At 69.9% G+C, this 18475-nt stretch carries 17 protein-coding genes; 8 read left to right on the forward strand and 9 right to left on the reverse strand.

Features of this window, described 5'->3' with window-relative positions; all coding sequences use genetic code 11:
• Positions 1-30: 30 nt before the first annotated feature.
• Positions 31-723 (forward strand): VTT domain-containing protein, encoded by a 693-nt coding sequence (locus tag AB0I66_RS27415; protein ID WP_363210588.1) that lies wholly within the window; start codon positions 31-33, stop codon positions 721-723.
• 23 nt (positions 724-746) lie between these two features.
• Here the strand turns inward: AB0I66_RS27415 and AB0I66_RS27420 are convergent, their stop codons facing one another.
• The gene (locus tag AB0I66_RS27420) at positions 747-2420 is read right to left on the reverse strand and encodes a threonine/serine exporter family protein (protein WP_363210589.1); all 1674 of its coding nucleotides are present in this window, start codon (positions 2418-2420) and stop codon (positions 747-749) included.
• 128 nt (positions 2421-2548) lie between these two features.
• Positions 2549-3037 (reverse strand): inorganic diphosphatase, encoded by a 489-nt coding sequence (locus AB0I66_RS27425; RefSeq protein WP_135330561.1) that lies wholly within the window; start codon positions 3035-3037, stop codon positions 2549-2551.
• Between the two features lie 169 nt (positions 3038-3206).
• Here AB0I66_RS27425 and dacB point away from each other — a divergent pair, with 169 nt between their 5' ends.
• From dacB to folE, 6 genes are all read left to right on the forward strand, one after another.
• A complete protein-coding gene (dacB, locus tag AB0I66_RS27430) occupies positions 3207-4703 on the forward strand; it encodes a D-alanyl-D-alanine carboxypeptidase/D-alanyl-D-alanine-endopeptidase (RefSeq protein ID WP_363210686.1) in 1497 nt (498 codons plus the stop codon).
• Between the two features lie 97 nt (positions 4704-4800).
• A complete protein-coding gene (locus AB0I66_RS27435) occupies positions 4801-5919 on the forward strand; it encodes a zinc-dependent metalloprotease (RefSeq protein WP_363210590.1) in 1119 nt (372 codons plus the stop codon).
• Positions 5920-6155: 236 nt separating this feature from the next.
• Positions 6156-7283, forward strand: a complete 1128-nt coding sequence (tilS, locus tag AB0I66_RS27440) for a tRNA lysidine(34) synthetase TilS (protein ID WP_363210591.1) — start codon at positions 6156-6158, stop codon at positions 7281-7283.
• Positions 7284-7334: 51 nt separating this feature from the next.
• Positions 7335-7895 (forward strand): hypoxanthine phosphoribosyltransferase, encoded by a 561-nt coding sequence (gene hpt, locus AB0I66_RS27445; RefSeq protein WP_135330538.1) that lies wholly within the window; start codon positions 7335-7337, stop codon positions 7893-7895.
• Between the two features lie 204 nt (positions 7896-8099).
• Positions 8100-10124, forward strand: a complete 2025-nt coding sequence (gene ftsH / locus AB0I66_RS27450) for an ATP-dependent zinc metalloprotease FtsH (RefSeq protein WP_363210592.1) — start codon at positions 8100-8102, stop codon at positions 10122-10124.
• 133 nt (positions 10125-10257) lie between these two features.
• Entirely contained in the window at positions 10258-10863 is a 606-nt protein-coding gene (gene folE / locus AB0I66_RS27455) for a GTP cyclohydrolase I FolE (protein ID WP_344522535.1), read from the forward strand.
• Positions 10864-10900: 37 nt separating this feature from the next.
• Here folE and AB0I66_RS27460 read toward each other — a convergent pair whose 3' ends face one another.
• From AB0I66_RS27460 to AB0I66_RS27485, 6 genes are all read right to left on the reverse strand, one after another.
• Complete coding sequence (locus AB0I66_RS27460; RefSeq protein ID WP_363210593.1) at positions 10901-11386, reverse strand: DUF3180 domain-containing protein; 486 nt, start codon at positions 11384-11386, stop codon at positions 10901-10903.
• A gap of 84 nt (positions 11387-11470) precedes the next feature.
• Positions 11471-12082: a 2-amino-4-hydroxy-6-hydroxymethyldihydropteridine diphosphokinase gene (gene folK, locus AB0I66_RS27465; RefSeq protein ID WP_363210594.1), complete on the reverse strand. Its 612-nt coding sequence runs from the start codon at positions 12080-12082 to the stop codon at positions 11471-11473.
• Positions 12079-12438, reverse strand: a complete 360-nt coding sequence (folB, locus tag AB0I66_RS27470; protein ID WP_363210595.1) for a dihydroneopterin aldolase — start codon at positions 12436-12438, stop codon at positions 12079-12081. Before folB ends, folK begins: the two co-directional genes overlap by 4 nt.
• Before the next feature lie 133 nt (positions 12439-12571).
• Positions 12572-13099, reverse strand: a complete 528-nt coding sequence (locus AB0I66_RS27475) for a nuclear transport factor 2 family protein (protein ID WP_363210596.1) — start codon at positions 13097-13099, stop codon at positions 12572-12574.
• A complete protein-coding gene (gene folP / locus AB0I66_RS27480; protein ID WP_363210597.1) occupies positions 13096-13968 on the reverse strand; it encodes a dihydropteroate synthase in 873 nt (290 codons plus the stop codon). The genes AB0I66_RS27475 and folP overlap by 4 nt, the downstream gene beginning before the upstream one ends.
• A gap of 30 nt (positions 13969-13998) precedes the next feature.
• Positions 13999-15858, reverse strand: a complete 1860-nt coding sequence (locus AB0I66_RS27485; protein WP_363210598.1) for a phosphatidylglycerol lysyltransferase domain-containing protein — start codon at positions 15856-15858, stop codon at positions 13999-14001.
• Positions 15859-16044: 186 nt separating this feature from the next.
• On the opposite strand from AB0I66_RS27485, the gene AB0I66_RS27490 reads away from it, so the two are divergent.
• Positions 16045-17163, forward strand: coding sequence for an alpha/beta hydrolase-fold protein (locus AB0I66_RS27490; RefSeq protein WP_363210599.1), 1119 nt, complete (start codon positions 16045-16047; stop codon positions 17161-17163).
• A gap of 24 nt (positions 17164-17187) precedes the next feature.
• Here AB0I66_RS27490 and AB0I66_RS27495 read toward each other — a convergent pair whose 3' ends face one another.
• Positions 17188-18345 carry a betaine/proline/choline family ABC transporter ATP-binding protein gene (locus AB0I66_RS27495; protein WP_363210600.1) on the reverse strand — a complete coding sequence of 386 codons (1158 nt, stop codon included), beginning with the start codon at positions 18343-18345 and terminating at the stop codon, positions 17188-17190.
• Positions 18346-18475: the final 130 nt, after the last annotated feature.

An 18475-nucleotide genomic window follows, 5' to 3' on the forward strand; every position in this document is an offset into this window, starting at 1 on the left:
TCGCCCTCTCACCCACAGGAGCCCCGAACCGTGACGACGCTTGCGCTCGGACCAAGCTGGCTGGATCCGGATTACCTCCTGAACACGTTCGGGGTCTGGGGTCTGCTCGCGATCGTCTTCGCCGAGTCGGGCCTGCTCATCGGCTTCTTCCTGCCGGGTGACTCGCTGCTGTTCACGACGGGTCTGCTGATCACGACGAAGCAGCTCGACTTCCCGCTCTGGCTCTGCATCGTCCTGATCTGCATCGCCGCGATCCTCGGCGACCAGGCGGGCTACCTCTTCGGCAAGAAGGTCGGCCCCGCGCTCTTCAACCGCCCGGACTCCAAGCTGTTCAAGCAGGAGAACGTGGTCAAGGCGCACGAGTTCTTCGAGAAGTACGGCCCGAAGTCGCTGGTCCTGGCCCGCTTCGTGCCCATCGTGCGGACGTTCACGCCGATCATCGCCGGCGTCAGCGGCATGCGGTACCGCTCGTTCATCACGTTCAACATCATCGGCGGCATCCTCTGGGGTGCCGGTGTCACGATGCTCGGCGCCTGGCTCGGCAAGATCGAATTCGTGCACAAGAACATCGAGGCGATCCTCATCCTGATCGTCCTGATCTCGGTGGTGCCGATCGTGATCGAGTTCCTGCGGGCGCGCAGCAAGTCCAAGAAGGCCGCGGCGACCGAGGGCGAGGCCCCCGGGGCGGCCCCGGCCTCACGCGGCCGCCACGCGAAGCGCTAGGGCACTCGCCGGCGGGCCCGGGGTCAGAAGCCTCGGGTCCGCTTGGCCGCCCGGCGGTTCGCCGCCGTGGTGGCGCCCGGGATCTTGAGGATCATCCGCGAGACCTCGCTGCCCAGGTTCACGCCGATCGCGATGGCCAGTGCCGTCGCCGCCGCCTTGGTGAGCGAGTTGATGCCCGTGTTCATGTCGTTCTGCGCGAGCGCCAGCAGACCGAAGTACGTGGCGCTGCCGGGCAGCAGCGGGCCGATGGCCGCGGTGACGTACGGCAGTGAAGAAGCGAAGCGGTAGCGCGAGAAGAGCTGGCCGAACAGGCCCACGAGCCCGGCCGCGACGGCCGTCGCCGCCACCGGCGACAGCTCCAGCGAGGTCTGCGCGAGCGCGCCGTACATGACCCAGGCGATACCGCCGTTCAGGGTCACGATGAGCACGGTGTGACGTTCCTGCTGGAGCAGTATCGCGAAGGCGAGGCTCAGCGCCATCGACGCCAGGATCTGGATCACCGGGCGCGAGTCGGTCGCCACGAACGCCGTCTCCGGCTGCAGGCTCGTCGCGTCGAGCATCACGCCGAGCGACAGGACGAGCAGGACGCCGCAGACGATGCCCACGACGAGATAGCAGACCTCCAGAAGGCGGGCGGCCGCCGTGATGTAGTAGCCGGTCAGGCCGTCCTGGACGCCCGCGACCAGGGCTCTTCCGGGGATCAGCGCGAAGAGGCCACCGGTGATCACCGCGGAGGCGTTGACCTCCTGGGAGTGCACGAGGCTGAGCGTGACGCCCATCGCCGCGGGCGGCATCGCGGCGCCCACGAACTGGTAGAACTCCGGAAGGCCGCGGCCCGCGCACAGCCAGGCGAGCCGGTCGCCGAGCATCGCGCCGAACGCCGCGACCAGGAAGACCAGCGCGCCACCGCCGACGAGCACGGAGGCCGAACCCGCGAGCAGCCCGCTGGCCGCCGTGAGCGCCCATCCGGGGTACGGGTGACGGTTACGCCGGATCGCCGCCAGACGGCGGTAGGCCTCTTCCAGGGTGATGTCGATGTCCGTGTCGCTGATGTCGTCCACCAGCTGGAAGACGGCCGCGAGACGGGTGTAGTCGGTGCCCCGGCGGCGCACCGTCCTGGAGGCGGTGACCGGGTCCTCCACCAGGGACGGCTGGTGCGAGATCGAGAGCAGCGTGAACGTGACGGTCGGCTCGCAGCGGTCCAGGCCGTAACTGCGGCAGACGGCGAACATCGCCGCTTCCACGTCCTCGGCGCCCTCGCCGCCCGCCAGGAGCAGCTCGCCGATACGCAGCGTCAGGTCGAGCACACGCGGGACCGCGGGCCCGGTCTCGTCCTCGTGCTTCTGCGTGGCCTCCGGAGTGGGCCGCTCGGCGACCGGCATGCGCAGCATCGTGCGCATCTGGTCCTGCCAGGGCGTCTCCTTGGTGAGTTTCACCAGGGGTATGCCGTGCGGGGGCGTGAACGCGGGGGGCGCGTTGCGGGAGCTGTAGGTGTGCGGCGTGGTGAACGCCGACTTCTCCGTCTCCTGCGTGGTCGACGCGGGATTCGGCAGGCCGTTCGGGATCGCGAACTCGGAGGTCGTCTGCGACTCGTCCTCGGGTGGCGGTGGCTGCTGCATCACGCCGGTGGGCTGAGTGAACGCACTCCGTGCCTCGTCCGACTGTGGCTTGCGGTCTTCGGCCTCCTGGTCAGCCACTTTCACTGCCTCGCTCCCACATACGTACCTTGTGCACCTCCAGTACGAACAGTATGCGCACAGATACGCGAACGGGCCGCGCGGTCTTCGTGAAGATCGCGCGGCCCGTAAGCGGAGGACAGGGGCACTCAGTGACCCTGGGCCTCCGCACGCTTGTACGACTTCTCGATCTCGGCCTCGGCGTCCGCGCGGCCGACCCAGTCGGCGCCCTCGACGGACTTGCCGGGCTCCAGGTCCTTGTAGACCTCGAAGAAGTGCTGGATCTCCAGGCGGTCGAACTCGGAGACGTGGTGGATGTCGCGCAGGTGCTCCACGCGGGGGTCCGACGCCGGGACGCAGAGCAGCTTGTCGTCGCCGCCCGCCTCGTCGGTCATCCGGAACATGCCGATCGCGCGGCACTTGATGAGGCAGCCCGGGAAGGTCGGCTCGTCCAGGATGACGAGGGCGTCCAGCGGGTCACCGTCCTCGCCGAGGGTGTTCTCGACGAAGCCGTAGTCCGCGGGGTAGCTGGTCGACGTGAAGAGGCGACGGTCCAAGCGGATCCGGCCGGTCTCGTGGTCCACCTCGTACTTGTTCCGCGAACCCTTCGGAATCTCGATGGTGACGTCGAACTCCACGGGTGGCTCCTCCATGATCAGCACATACTTCGGGTGGTTAAGTGTCCCTCACGCAGATGTGTGATCGCGAAAGGGGCTGGTCGTCGTGCCCGAGCTCAAGCCTTGGCAGCAGACCCGGCAGCAGATCGGGAAGCTGCTCGAGCAGCTTCCCAAGCCGTCGGCTCCCAAGATCTCCGCCGCTCTCAAGATTCCTGCGAAGCGCAAGACCTTGCAGCTCACGGCGGGTGCGGCCACTGTCGGACTCGCGATCGCGGCCGGTGCCGTGGCCGCGGCCGGCCCCTGGGACTCCTCCGGTCAGCGTACGGCCGAGCGGGACTGGGCGGCCTCCCAGGAGGCCGGGGGTGGCACAGATCACGGCGGTCGTACGTCCGGACGGGCCCCCGCGGCCGCCCCGAGCGCCCCGTCCGTGCTCAGGGGCCTCGGAGTGCCCGCGGGCTCCGCGCACGGCGGCTCAGCGCCCGCACCGGACGGCAAGGCGGTGGCAGGGGTCCTCGACCCGCTCCTGAAGGCCAAGGCGCTGGGCCCCGAACGCTCGGCGGTCGTGATCGACGCGGGCACCGGGCGGCGGGTCTACGGCAAGGGCGGCGGCGAGGCCCTGACGCCCGCGTCCACCACCAAGATCGCCACGGCGGTCGCGGCGCTGACCGCGGCGGGGGCGGACCACCGCATCACCACGAAGACGGTCATCGAGCCGGACTCCAAGGAGGTCGTCCTGGTCGGCGGCGGCGACCCCACGCTCACCGCACGCAAGGACGGCCCCTACGCGAAGAGCGCCGCCAGCCTGCGCGAGCTGGCCGAGGACACCGCGCACGCCCTGAAGGAGCGCGGCACCAAGAAGGTGACCCTGACGTACGACACCTCGCTCTACAGCGGGGAGCAGCAGCACCCCATCGGGCCGAACGAGAACCTCACCCTGGTCAGCGCGCTGATGGCCGACGAGGGCCGCCTCGACGACTCCTCCAGCGGCCCCGCCCCGCGTTCGGGTGACCCGGCGGGTGACGCGGCGAAGAAGTTCGCCGACCTCCTTAAGAAGGAGGGCATCGAGGCCGGCACCGGCGGCAAGGAAAAGAAGGACCCCGGCCCGTCCAAGGCGAGCGACCGGGCAGACTCCCTGGCCGAGGTCGAGTCCCCGCCCCTCTCGGCACTCGTCGAACGGATGCTGACGCACAGCGACAACGACATCGCCGAGGCGCTGGCCCGCCAGACGGCGCTCGCCTCGAAGGAACCCGCGAGCTTCGACGGCGCGGGCAGGGCGATCGACGCCCGGCTGAAGAAGGCGCAGCTGCCGCTCGACGGCACGAAGTTCGCCGACGGCAGCGGCCTGGACCGCGCCGACCGCAGCTCGGCCGAACTGCTCGCCGCGCTCCTGGCCCGGGCCGCCGACCCCGCCCACCCCGAACTGCGCTCCGTGGTGACGGGCCTGCCGGTGGCGGGCTTCACGGGCACCCTGGTGGACCGCTATCCCAAGGACTCCCCGGGCACCGGCGTCGTACGCGCCAAGACCGGAACCCTGACGGGCGTGAACACCCTGGCGGGCACGGTCGTCGACACGGAAGGCCGTCTCCTGGTCTTCGCTTTCATGACGACCGGCACGACGGACCCGAAGGCGGCCCAGGCGGCACTGGACGCGATGGCGTCAGCGGTGGCGAAGTGCGGTTGCCGCTGACCCTCGCCCCGCCCCGTCGACCCCTACGGGCGCGGAGTGGGGCAATCTCGGGGTTCAACCCCCTCCGCAGGCGGACACGACCACGTACCGTTGACGCATGACGAGCATCGGTGGTGCGGAGATGGTCGACTGGAATCTCGCGGTGGCGACCGCGACCCGGCTCGTGCGGCCGGGTCCAGAAGTGAGCCGGGACGAGGCACGGGCCATCGTCGCCGAGCTCCGGAAGCATGCGAAGTCCTCGGAGGAGCACGTCCGGGCCTTCACCCGGATGGGCACGGAGGACATGCACGACACCCCGGTGCTCGTCGTCGACCGCGCCGGCTGGATCAAGGCGAACGTCGCCGGTTTCCGGGAGATCCTCAAGCCCCTCCTGGACAAGATGCAGGACCGCCGCTCCGGCGGTCCGGGCGCCGTGCTCGGTGCGGTCGGCGGCAAGGTCACCGGCGTGGAGCTGGGCATGCTGCTCTCCTTCCTCGCCTCACGCGTCCTCGGCCAGTACGAGACCTTCGCTCCGGCCACCCGCGACCTCCCGGCGGGGGAGCACGGCGGCGGCAGGCTCCTCCTCGTGGCACCGAACATCGTGCACGTCGAGCGCGAACTCGACGTGGACCCCCACGACTTCAGGCTCTGGGTGTGCCTGCACGAGGAGACGCACCGCACCCAGTTCTCGGCCGTGCCCTGGCTGCGTGACCACCTCGAGGGCGAGATCCAGGCGTTCCTCTCGGAGACCGAGGTCGACCCGATGACGGTCCTCGAACGCATCAGGGAAGCGGCGCAGTCCCTCGCGGGCGGTCGCCCCGAGGGCGAGGAGGACGACGGGGGCCGCTCCATCGTGGAGCTGGTCCAGACCCCCGCCCAGCGCGAGATCCTCGCCCGGCTCACGGCGGTCATGTCGCTCCTGGAGGGCCACGCGGACTTCGTGATGGACGGCGTCGGGCCCGACGTGGTGCCCTCCGTCGCCGAGATCCGGGAGAAATTCCAGCAGCGCAGGGCGCGCGGGGCGAGCCGCCTTGACCAAGCCCTGCGCAAGCTCCTCGGCCTCGACGCGAAATTGCGCCAATACCGCGACGGCGAGCGGTTCGTGCGCGCCGTCGTCGGCGAGGTCGGAATGGACGGCTTCAACCGGGTCTGGACTTCGCCGAACACGCTGCCCACCAAGTCGGAGATCGCCAAACCGGCGGACTGGGTCGCGCGGGTGCACCGTAAGGGAGAGTGAGGGCGGCAGGGGAGCGAGTTGCGGCCGATGGCAGGCGAACGCCCCCGCAATCACCCGTCCGAGGGACCGTGAGCCATGGGTAGGCGTGCAATGCTCGGGGAACGGCTCGGCTCTGTCACCATCGACACACTCTGAGTGACTAACCTCTGGGGATCTGCCTGAGGCCCGATCTCCTGCGTGTGGTCCTGAGTGACAGGTCCGAGGCTCACCCCCGAACTTCATGAAGGGAACCGGACATGGGTCCCCATCCTGCGGTCGCGGCGATACGCCTGGCGGTTCGCCGCGTACTCCACGACGTACTGACCGACGTACAGCGCACCGACACCCCGCGCGCCGATCAGAGGCGCCTCGAAGCACGGCGCACCCCCGACGCACAGCGCACGCCCGAGCTCGTCCCCCCGCGCCCCGCGCACTCCCACCCTCCACGCGAGCAGGCCACGTCGCCACTCGTGCTCGTCGCCTGCTCCGGCGGCGCCGACTCCATGGCGCTTGCCTCCGCCCTCGCCTTCGAGGCCCCCAAACTCGGCATCCGGGCCGGCGGCGTCACCGTCGACCACGGTCTGCAGGACGGGTCCGATCTGCGCGCCGCCGAGGTCGTCTCGCGGCTCACCGCCCTCGGCCTCGACCCGATCGAGTCCGTCGCCGTCGACGTCGGCAGGGACGGCGGCCCCGAGGCCGCGGCCCGCGACGCGAGATACGGCGCGCTCGACGCCGTCGCCGAGCGACACGGCGCCGCCGCGATCCTCCTCGGCCACACCCGCGACGACCAGGCGGAGACCGTCCTGCTCGGTCTCGCCCGCGGCTCCGGCATCCGCTCCCTGTCCGGGATGGCGGCCGTGTCGGGCGGCCCGGGGGCCGACCGCCGCTACCGCCGCCCCTTCCTGCACATCGACCGGCAGACCGCCCGCAAGGCCTGCATGGTCCAGTCGCTGCCCGTCTGGGACGACCCGCACAACACCGACCCCGCCTACACGCGCTCGCGGCTGCGGCACGAGGGCCTGCCCGCCCTGGAGAAAGCCCTCGGCAAGGGCGTCGTGGAAGCACTCGCCCGTACGGCCCAGTTGTCCCGGGATGACGCCGACGCCTTGGACCACTGGGCCGCACAGGCGGAAGCTTCCGTGCGCGACGCCGCGGGACTCCTGGAGTGCGCCAAGCTCTACGCCCTGCCGCCCGCCGTGCGCCGCCGCATCGTCCGCCGTGCCGCCATCGAGGCGGGCGCCCCGGCCGGTGCGCTGTTCGCCCGGCACCTCGAAGAGGTGGACCGGCTGATCACGGGCTGGCGCGGCCAGGGAGCCATCAATCTCCCGGGCAAAGTCGTCGCCCAGCGCCAGGGTGGCAGACTGGTGATCCGGCAAGGCTGTTGACCGAGGGGCCCCTGGGCCCCGCGCAGCCGGTGTGACGGACGACCGAAAGTGATGCGGGTGGACGCGAAAGACATGGGCACCGACCTTCAGTCGGTGCTCATCACCAAGGAAGAGATCGACGCGAAGCTGGCTGAGCTGGCCGCGAAGATCGACGCGGAGTACGCGGGCAAGGACCTGCTGATCGTCGGTGTGCTCAAGGGCGCGGTGATGGTCATGGCGGACCTGGCGCGTGCGCTGTCCACCCCGCTCACCATGGACTGGATGGCCGTGTCGTCGTACGGCGCGGGCACCCAGTCCTCCGGTGTCGTGCGGATCCTCAAGGACCTGGACACCGACATCAAGGGCAAGCACGTCCTGATCGTCGAGGACATCATCGACTCCGGTCTGACGCTGTCCTGGCTGCTCTCCAACCTCGGCTCGCGTGAGCCCGCGTCGCTGAAGGTGTGCACGCTCCTTCGCAAGCCCGAGGCGGCCAAGGTCGCGATCGACGTGGAGTGGGTCGGCTTCGACATCCCGAACGAGTTCGTCATCGGGTACGGCCTGGACTACGCGGAGAAGTACCGCAATCTGCCGTTCGTCGGCACCCTCGCCCCGCACGTCTACGGCGGCTGATCACCGGGCCTCCCGGCCCTCTCCCGGCCAACTCGTCGGAGGCGGCCGGGAACCCTCACCCGTTTCCCCGCGTTGAAGCATGCGAAGACGGGTTTGTCAGCCGTCCCGTGCGGCTTCGGGTGACAATGCTGGGGTACCGTCCGAAGAACAGTCTTTATCAAACTCACTATGGCAGGAGGGACGGGGCGTCTTCGCTCCGTATGGATGGACGTGAAGCGATACTTCCGTGGGCCAGTCATGTGGATCGTGCTGGCCGTCCTTGCCGTGGTCGTGTTGATGCAGGTCGTCGGTTCGTCCGGCGGCTACAAGACGGTGGACACCGGCCAGGTTGTGCAGGCGATCAACGACGACAAGGTCGAATCCGCCAAGCTCACGACCGGTGACGAGCGGACCATCAAGGTCGAGCTCAAGGACGGCCAGAAGGTCAAGGACAGCAGCAAGATCCAGGCGAGCTACATCGGCGACCAGGGCGTCGCCATCGCCAACACCTTGCAGGAGAAGTTCGAGGACAAGAAGATCCCGGACGGTTACACCGTCTCGGAGTCGAAGCAGAACCCGTTCGTCGGCATCCTGCTCTCCCTTCTCCCCTTCGTACTCATCGTCGTCGTCTTCCTGTTCCTGATGAATCAGATGCAGGGCGGCGGCTCCCGGGTCATGCAGTTCGGGAAGTCCAAGGCGAAGCTCATCACCAAGGACACCCCGAAGACGACGTTCTCCGACGTCGCCGGCTCGGACGAGGCCGTCGAGGAACTCCACGAGATCAAGGAGTTCCTCCAGGAGCCTGCGAAGTTCCAGGCCGTCGGAGCCAAGATCCCCAAGGGCGTGCTCCTGTACGGGCCGCCCGGTACGGGCAAGACGCTCCTCGCGCGCGCTGTCGCGGGTGAGGCCGGCGTGCCCTTCTACTCGATCTCCGGTTCCGACTTCGTCGAGATGTTCGTCGGTGTCGGTGCGTCGCGTGTGCGTGACCTCTTCGAGCAGGCCAAGGCGAACGCCCCGGCGATCGTCTTCGTCGACGAGATCGACGCCGTCGGCCGGCACCGCGGTGCCGGTATGGGCGGCGGTCACGACGAGCGCGAGCAGACGCTGAACCAGCTGCTCGTCGAGATGGACGGCTTCGACGTGAAGGGCGGCGTCATCCTGATCGCCGCCACGAACCGCCCCGACATCCTCGACCCGGCGCTGCTTCGTCCCGGCCGTTTCGACCGCCAGATCGCGGTCGACCGCCCGGACATGCAGGGCCGTCTGGAGATCCTCAAGGTTCACCAGAAGGGCAAGCCGGTCGCCCCGGACGTCGACCTGGGCGCGGTGGCACGGCGTACGCCGGGCTTCACCGGCGCCGACCTGTCGAACGTGCTGAACGAAGCGGCGCTCCTCACGGCGCGCGGCGACAAGAAGCTGATCGACAACCACTCGCTCGACGAGGCGATCGACCGTGTCGTGGCCGGTCCGCAGAAGCGGACGCGGATCATGTCCGACAAGGAGAAGAAGATCACCGCGTACCACGAGGGCGGACACGCCCTGGTCGCGGCGGCTTCTCCGAACTCGGACCCGGTCCACAAGATCACGATCCTGTCGCGCGGCAGAGCCCTCGGTTACACGATGGTCCTGCCGGACGAGGACAAGTACTCGACCACGCGCAACGAAATGCTCGACCAGCTCGCGTACATGCTGGGCGGGCGCGCGGCCGAGGAGCTCGTCTTCCACGACCCGACGACGGGCGCGGCGAACGACATCGAGAAGGCCACCGCGACCGCACGGGCCATGGTCACGCAGTACGGCATGACCGAGCGGCTCGGCGCGATCAAATTCGGTGGCGACAACACCGAGCCGTTCCTGGGCCGCGAGATGGGTCACCCGCGCGATTACTCGGAAGAGGTCGCGGCGCTGGTCGACGAAGAGGTCAAGAAGCTCATCGAGACCGCGCACAACGAAGCCTGGGAGATCCTCGTCGAGAACCGCGACGTTCTCGACAACCTGGTTCTGCAGCTCCTCGAGAAGGAGACGCTGAACAAGGAGCAGATCGCCGAGGTCTTCGCCGGCATCGTGAAGCGTCCGGCACGCCCGGCGTGGACCGGTTCCTCGCGGCGCACGCCCTCGACCCGTCCGCCGGTGCTCTCCCCCCGGGAGCTGTCACTGACGAACGGTGCGAACGGCGCCACGCCCGCGGTGACCGCGGGCCCGACGGAGACGCCGATCGACGTGACCAAGGAGGATCGCCCCGAAGGCTGATCCCCCCGGTCGCCTCAACAGGCCCGGAATGGAAGCTGCGCCCCCCTGGTTCTAGCCTGGGGGCGCAGTTTTTTTCGTACGCGGTAGCGCTTCCGTACGCAGTGACGCACGGAACGCAAGGAACGAGGCACAGATGACCGACCCCGTGACGCTGGACGGCGAGGGCACGATCGGCGTTTTCGACGAGAAGCGGGCCGAGAACGCCGTGCGCGAGCTGCTGATCGCGGTCGGGGAGGACCCGGACCGCGAGGGCCTGCGGGAGACTCCGGGCCGCGTGGCACGCGCGTACAAGGAGATATTCGGCGGTCTGTGGCTCAAGGCCGAGGACGTCCTGACGACGACGTTCGACCTCGGCCACGACGAGATGGTCCTGGTGAAGGACATCGAGGTGCAGAGCTCGTGCGAGCACCACCTGGTGCCTTTCCACGGTGTCGCGCACGTCGGCTACATCCCGTCCTCCGACGGCAAGATCACCGGCCTGTCGAAGCTCGCCCGCCTCGTGGACGTGTACGCACGCCGTCCGCAGGTCCAGGAGCGGCTGACCACGCAGGTCGCCGACTCGCTGATGGAGATCCTCGAACCGCGCGGCGTCATCGTCGTCGTCGAGTGCGAGCACATGTGCATGACCATGCGCGGGGTGCGCAAGCCCGGCGCGAAGACGATCACCTCGGCGGTGCGCGGGCAGCTGCGCGACCCCGCGACGCGCAACGAGGCGATGAGCCTGATCATGGCGCGCTAGCGCGACGCGTGGACGCCCCGGCGCGCGCCCGGCCGCTTCAGGCGGCCGCGGCCGTTCCGCCGGTCTCGTCGTCGTCCTCCGGGAGCCTGCAGACGCGCTCCAGGAAGAATGCGGCCGCTATGACCGCGATGCCCGCCACCAGGGAGAGGCCGGCGTAGATCGCCTGGTCGCGGCGGGACGGGACGTCCAGATACTCCAGGAGGAAGGCGCCCGTGCCGCCGTACATCCCGGCGACCAGGGCGGCCACCAGGGCGCTCGCCTGGCCGAAGACGACCGCGCGTGCGGCCATCATCGGTTCGACGCCCTTGGCTCCGGGGCGTCGCTCGCGCTGGGCGCGCAGCCGGGAGCGCAGGGAGAGGGCCGTGGCCAGCAGCACCGCGGCGATCACCGCGAGCACGATGGGCGCGGCCAGCGGGACCCGCGGGAGGGTGCCCACGGAGTCCCACAGCCGGGCGCCCGCCCAGGACAGCACGCCGGCCACCAGGAAGAGGCCGATCAGTGTCCTGATGCGCAGCTGCTTCACGGGTGACCCTTCATCGTCGTACGGACCGCTTCTTGTCGAGCTTCTTGTCGATCTCGATCGTGCGGGTCCGATAGACCCTAACGATTACTCGGGCAGGCGGAGTTCCAGGTCGACGCGGGGCGTGACGCCTTCGCGGGTGACCTTGGCGAGCAGGTCCGCCACCTCGCCGCGGCCCGCCAGCTGCGCCTCGGGCTCGACGTCGTGCCAGGGGGCCAGGACGAAGGCACGTTCGTGCGCGCGCGGGTGGGGGAGCGTGAGGTCGGGGTCGTCCGAGACGATGTCCGCGTACGCCACGATGTCGACGTCGATCGTGCGGGCGGCCCAGCGCTCGTCACGGACGCGGTGGAAGGCCTCCTCGACGGCGTGCGCCCGCTCCAGGAGCGAGGAGGGCGGCAGGGTCGTCTTCACCACGACCACCGCGTTGAAGTACGACGGCTGGGTGCCGGGGTCGACGCCCCAGGGCTCCGTCTCGTACACCGGGGAGACGGCCTTGACGCGCAGGCCGGGGGTGTCCTCCAGGGCGTCGACGGCGCCCTGCAGCGTCTCCAGGCGGTTGCCGAGATTGCTGCCGAGGGAGATCACGGCGCGTTTGGGGTTGGAGAGGGTGGTGTCGGCGGCGTCGACCTGCTCCACGACGGCGGTGGGCACCGGCTGGACGGTCGGGTCGCTCTGCCCTTGCGTGGAAAACGCGGTCATACTCGGCTCCGGGTGATGGTGACGGTCACGTCGTCGAAGGGGACGGTGATCGGGGCGTCCGGTTTGTGGACGCACACCTCGACCTCCAGGACTCCTTCGTGCTTCAGACACGTCTGTGCGATGCGCTCGGCGAGGGTCTCGATGAGGTCCACCGGGTCGCCTTCGACGGCGGCCACGACCTCCTCGGCCACGATGCCGTAGTGCACGGTCTTCGCCAGGTCGTCGTCGGCGGCGGCCGCACGGGTGTCCAGGCCAAGAACCAGGTCCACGATGAAGGTCTGGCCCTCTTCGCGTTCCCGCGGAAAGACACCGTGGTGTCCACGGGCCTTGAGGCCGCGCAGCGCGACACGATCCACGCGAATCACTCCTGCAATCGTCGTTATCGGCAGGCCTGCACCGAGTGCGGTCGGAACACCGGCCTCGATCGAATCTACCTGCGCGCACTGACAGCCCTCGTCCGCGGGGGCTCCCGGAATCGCCCCTACCCACTCAAGAGGGTGTGTCCTCGTCCTCTTCGTCGTCTGTTTCGGCGAGTACGGGTGAGGCGTGGTGCGACCAGAGCTTCCAGCCGTCGACTGTGCGGCGGAACACATTGGTGGCGACGACGAGCTGGCCGACGAGCGGACCGAGTTCGCCGCCGGCCTCGGGCGGCGGGCCGCCGCTGAGAATGTTCTCCGTGCAGGTCACCAGGGCGGTGTCACCGGCCACGCCGACGTGCACGTCGGTCAGGAAGAACTGGATGTACTCGGTGTTCGCCATGATCAGCGCGTACGACCTGAGGACCTCGCCGCGGCCGGTGAGCACCGGCCAGCCGGGGTGGACGCAGGAGATCGCGGCCTCGGCTCCGTCCTCCGCGATGTCCTCGTCGTCCCGGGCGTCGGGGTCATGCGACTCGGGGGCCGCGTCCGCGTCCAGCCAGAGGTCGGAGAGCTCGTCGAAGTCGCCGCGCTCCAGTGCTTCGTAGAAGGCCGTGTTGGCCAGCTCGACCTGTTCGACGTCGGTCCTGGCCCCGGTCACCGGGAACCGCCCGCCGCGCTGGTCACGGCGTGTGCGACACGTACGGCGTCGGCGGTGGCCCGCACCTCGTGCACGCGGACCGCCCACGCGCCCTGGTGGGCGGCGATGGCGGAGACCGCGGCGGTGGCCGCGTCGCGCTCGCGGGCGGGCGGCGGGGCACCCTCGGGGCCTGCGAGGACGCGCCCGAGGAAGCGCTTGCGGGATGCGGCGACCAGGATCGGGTGGCCGAGCTCGCGCAGGCGGTCGATGCGGGCCAGGAGCGCCAGGTCGTGCTCGGCGTTCTTGGAGAAGCCGAGGCCGGGGTCGACGACGATGCGCTCGGGGGCGATGCCGCCCTCGATGGCGGCGCGCACGCGCGCGTGGAGCTCGGCGACGACTTCGGAGACCACGTCCTCGTACGAGGGCGTGGCGTGGATGTCGGCGAGGAAGCCGCGCCAGTGCATCACCACGAAGGGCGCGCCCGCGGCGGCGACCGCGGGGACCATGCGCTCGTCGGCGAGGCCGCCGCTGACGTCGTTGACCAGGACGGCGCCCGCGGCCAGTGCCTGCTCGGCGACGGTGGCGCGCATGGTGTCCACGGAGACGGTGACGCCTTCGGCCGCCAGGCCCCGCACGACGGGGACGACGCGCCGCAGCTCCTCGTCCTCGTCCACGCGCGTGGCGCCGGGGCGGGTGGACTCACCGCCCACGTCGACCAGGTCGGCGCCCTGGGCGACCAGGTCGATGCCGTGCTTGACGGCAGCCGTGGTGTCGAACCAGCGGCCCCCGTCGGAGAAGGAGTCGGGTGTCACGTTCACGACCCCCATGACCGCACAGCGGCCCCACTGGGGCAGCCCTTCGACCGGTCCCCGCCCGCGCAACGTACTCATGCCTCCAGCCTAGGCCCGAGCGGGCGGGCGCTACGCCGCCCGGACCTCACGCTCTGTGGTCCGGTGCGGGCAGGGGCGGCGCTGTGCGCCCGCACGGCGCAGGACGCGGGGCATCGCGAGGGTCACGAAGCCCTCGGCCTGCATGGCGGCGAAGCCGATGCGGGGGAGGTCCTTGGAGGAGCGGTAGACGACGAAGCGGGGCTCCCAGCGGGGGCGGAACTTCGCGTTGAACTTGTAGAGCGACTCGATCTGGAACCAGCGCGAGAGGAAGACGAGCAGGCCCCTCCAGGCGCGCAGGACGGGCCCCGCGCCGATCTTCTCGCCGCGGGCGAGGGCCGCGCGGAACATCGCGAAGTTGAGGGACACGCGCGCGATGCCGAGCTTCGGGGCGGCCTGCAGGGCGGCCACGATGAGCAGCTCGTTCATGCCGGGGTCGGCGGCGCGGTCGCGACGCATCAGGTCGAGGGAGACGCCGTCCGTGCCCCAGGGGACGAAGTGGAGGACGGCCTTGAGGTCTCCGTAGGGACCCGGTTCCTCGTCGGCCTTGTGCGCGGTCGCGATCAGACAGTCGCCGTCGTCCGGGTCGCCGATGCGGCCGAGTGCCATGGAGAAGCCGCGTTCGGTGTCCGTGCCGCGCCAGTCGTCGGCGGCGCGCTGTATCCGCTCCAGTTCACGCTCCCCGAGGTCACGCACCCGCCGTACGCGCGTCTCGTAGCCATTGCGCTCGATCCGCTTGACCATCTGGCGTACGTTGCGCATCGCACGCCCGGACAGGGAGAAATCCACGACGTCCACCACCGCCTCGTCGCCCAGTTCGAGGGCGTCAAGGCCGGTCTCGCGGGTCCAGACCTCGCCGCCGGTCTCGGAGCAGCCCATCACGGCGGGCGTCCAGGAGTGGGCCTTGGCCTCGTCCATGAAGCGTTCGATGGCGCCGGGCCAGGCCTCCACGTCACCGATGGGATCGCCGCTGGCGAGCATCACCCCGGAGACGACGCGGTAGGTGACCGCGGCCTTGCCGCTGGGGGAGAAGACGGCCCCCTTGTCGCGGCGGAGCGCGAAGTGGCCCAGCGAGTCGCGGGCGCCGTGCTTGTCGAGGAGGGCGCGCAGCTTGGCCTCGTCGTCCTCGGTGAGGCGTGCGGCCGGGTGTTCGGGGCGGAAGGCCAGGTAGACGGTGGTGAGGGCGGTGAGCATGCCGAGCGCGCCCAGCGAGTAGGCGACGGTCGAGGTCGTGGTCCCGTAGTAGTCGACCGGGCCCTCGAAGCCGAACAGGCCGTACAGGACGTGGGCGAGGCGGTCCGTGATGCTCGGGTCCCCGATGACCTTGCCCGGGTGGACACTGACGATCACCAGGCCGAGGGCGATGGAACCGGCCCCGAGGAGGACGAAGTTGGCGACCGCGCGCCAGCGGCTGCGCGGGTCGGGCAGCGCGGCGAACTCGCTCCGGTGGCGAAGGAGCAGCGTCAGGAGGGCGAGGGAGATCAGTACGCCGATGACCGAGTGCCGGTAGGCGAACTGCGCGACGGCACCGGCCGGGAGCAGCACCACGGCGGCCCGCCAGGCCCGCCGCTTGTGGCGCCGCAGGCCGTGCGCGAGAAGCAGCAGGAGGACGCCGGAGCTGAGCGCGAGGGCGGCGGCGAAGGGGCCGAGCGCGCCGGGCAGGACCTCGGCGAGGGCGTGCATGCGGCTGTGCCGGAAGCGCGGGAAGACGCCGGCCGCCACGTTCAGCAGGCCCACGAGGGTGCAGGCGCGGGCGACGAAGGTCGGTACGGACTCGGGGCGCGGGCCGCGCACCAGCCGGCCGAGTCTGCTGTGGCTGCCGTCACGGAGCCCGCCGGTACGGCGCCGTCCTTCGGGGCGGCTGCCCTCACTGTCCGGAACCCCACCCGACATTTCCGCATCTATCCTGACAGACATCGCATCCCGTGGTTCTGCGAGAGACCTTGATTCCGGCACCAAAACGGCATCCGGCGACATTGCGCCCTCTAGGACGGTCCTTCTGGGAGTCGGGTTCACTCCCGACCGGAAAACCGCCGGAAAAGAACCACGGAACAGGCAGAAAGCGCAGGCAGAACGTCCATGGGTCTGACGAGCAACAAGCTCCTCGTGTTGGCGGTCCTCCTCGCCGTCCTGCTGTTCGTCGGCACGGTCTGGCTCTGGCCGCGGCTTGCCCGCCAGACCTGGCGGTCCGTCACCGGCCGCGTCGGGCTGCTCATCGCCACCCAGTTGGCGATCTTCGCCTCGGTCGGCCTCGCCGCCAATCAGGCGTTCGGCTTCTACGCCACCTGGGCGGACCTCTTCGGCCAGGAGACCAGCCCCGGTGTCGTCGTCGACCACGACCCCGCCAAGGGCGGGTCCCCGGTCGACGTACGCGGCACCCGGCCCGTGAACGTGCCCGGCGGCGGCAGGCCGTCGACCGGCGGACAGATCCAGAAGGTGGTCGTCAGCGGGAAGGAGGCCGACATAGCGAGCCCCGCGTACGTCTACCTGCCGCCCGAGTACTTCCAGCCGCGGTACAAGAACCGCACGTTCCCGGTGTCCGTCGTGCTGACCGGCTACCCCGGCACCGCCGAGGCGCTGATCAAGGGCCTGCACTACCCGCAGACCGCCCACTCACTGGTCAGGCGGGACAAGATGAAGCCGATGATCCTCGTCATGATGCGGCCCACCGTGGCGCCGCCGCGCGACACCGAGTGCGTGGACATCCCCGGCGGACCGCAGGCCGAGACGTTCTTCGCCAAGGACCTGCCGGACGCCATCTCCGAGCACTACAGGGCGGGCCGCACCGCGGGGAGCTGGGGCGTCATCGGTGACTCCACGGGCGGCTACTGCGCCCTGAAGCTCGCCCTGCACCACCCCGACGTGTACGCCGCCGGGGCGGGCCTCTCCGCGTACTACAAGGCGCCCATCGACGTGACGACGGGCGATCTCTTCCACGGCGACAAGGAGTTGGAGGAGCGCGCCGACCTCATGTGGTCCCTCGACCACATGCCGCCGCCCAAGACGTCCCTCCTTGTCACCACCAGCAGACATGGAGAGGACAACTTCGCGGACACCGAGAAGTTCATCGGCAAGGTGAAGGCGCCCACCAGGGTCTCGTCCATCACGCTCGACAGCGGCGGGCACAACTTCAACACCTGGCGCCGCGAGATTCCCGCCACCCTGGAGTGGATCAGCGGGCGGCTGAACGGCAAGTAGCGGCTGAGCAAGTCAAGGGGCTCCTCAGAGCTTGCTGATGGCCGTGATGGTCTCCAACTCGACCTCCCCGCGCGCGATGTCGCGCGCGTCGGCCGCCGTCGACCTGCGCAGCGCCTCGTGCAGCCGGGCCGGGGTGAGTACGCCCAGGAAGCGGCCCTCGCTGTCCTTGTCGATGACCGCGATCCAGCCCGCGTCGTGCTGGAGCATCGTGGCGAACGCCTGCTTGAGGGTGGCGCCCACCGGGAGCCACGCCTCCATGCGCCGGGCGTGGTCCCTGACGGTCCCCTTGGCGCCGTGCGCGTGCTCGGCGGAGATCCAGCCGTGCAGGTTGTTCTCGCCGTCCAGGACGACCGCCCACTGGGCGTCGAGCCGTGCGGGCAGCGGGTCGTCCAGGTGCACGACGGGAGGCTGCTCCAGGTCGCCCTCCTCGATGGGCGTCACGGAGAGGCGCTTGAGGCCGCGGTCCGCGCCGACGAAGTCCGCCACGTACGCGTTGGCCGGTGCGCCCAGGATCGTCGACGGGGTGTCGAACTGCTCGATGCGCCCGTCTCCGTAGACGGCCATCCGGTCGCCCAGACGGACCGCCTCCTCGATGTCGTGCGTGACGAAGAGGACGGTCTTGCGGACGGCCTGCTGGAGGCGGAGGAACTCGTTCTGCAGGTGCTCGCGCACCACGGGGTCGACCGCGCCGAACGGCTCGTCCATCAGGAGCACGGGCGGGTCGGCCGCCAGCGCGCGGGCCACACCGACCCGCTGGCGCTGTCCTCCGGAGAGCTGCTCGGGGTAGCGGTCGCCGAAGGTGGCGGGGTCGAGGCCGACCAGGTCGAGGAGTTCGGCGGCACGCTCTCGGGCCTTGCCGCGCTTCACGCCGAGCAGGTGCGGGACGGTCGCCGTGTTCTCCAGGACCGTTTTGTGCGGGAAAAGGCCGACCTGCTGGATGACATAGCCGATACGGCGCCGGAGTTGCACCGGATCGGTGGTCGATATGTCCTCGCCCTCGACGAATATCCGGCCCTCGGACGGCTCGATGAGGCGGTTCACCATCTTCATCGTCGTCGTCTTGCCGCAGCCCGACGGGCCGACGAGCGTGACCAGTTCACCCTCGGCGACCTCGAAGGACAGGTCGTCGACGGCCGTGGTGCCGTCCTCGTACCGCTTGGTGACGTGCTCGAACCGGATCATGATTCCCCATTGTTGCGGGCGTTGTGTAAAGCCCATGTTGCGCCAGTACGACGAGTCTCGGCGATTGTCGGTGCTGCGCGTTAGGGTCGCCAGACGGCCTCAGGAAACGGGACTCGGGGGGAGTGGGGCG

Source organism: Streptomyces sp. NPDC050439, from assembly GCF_040655335.1.
Classification (GTDB): domain Bacteria; phylum Actinomycetota; class Actinomycetes; order Streptomycetales; family Streptomycetaceae; genus Streptomyces.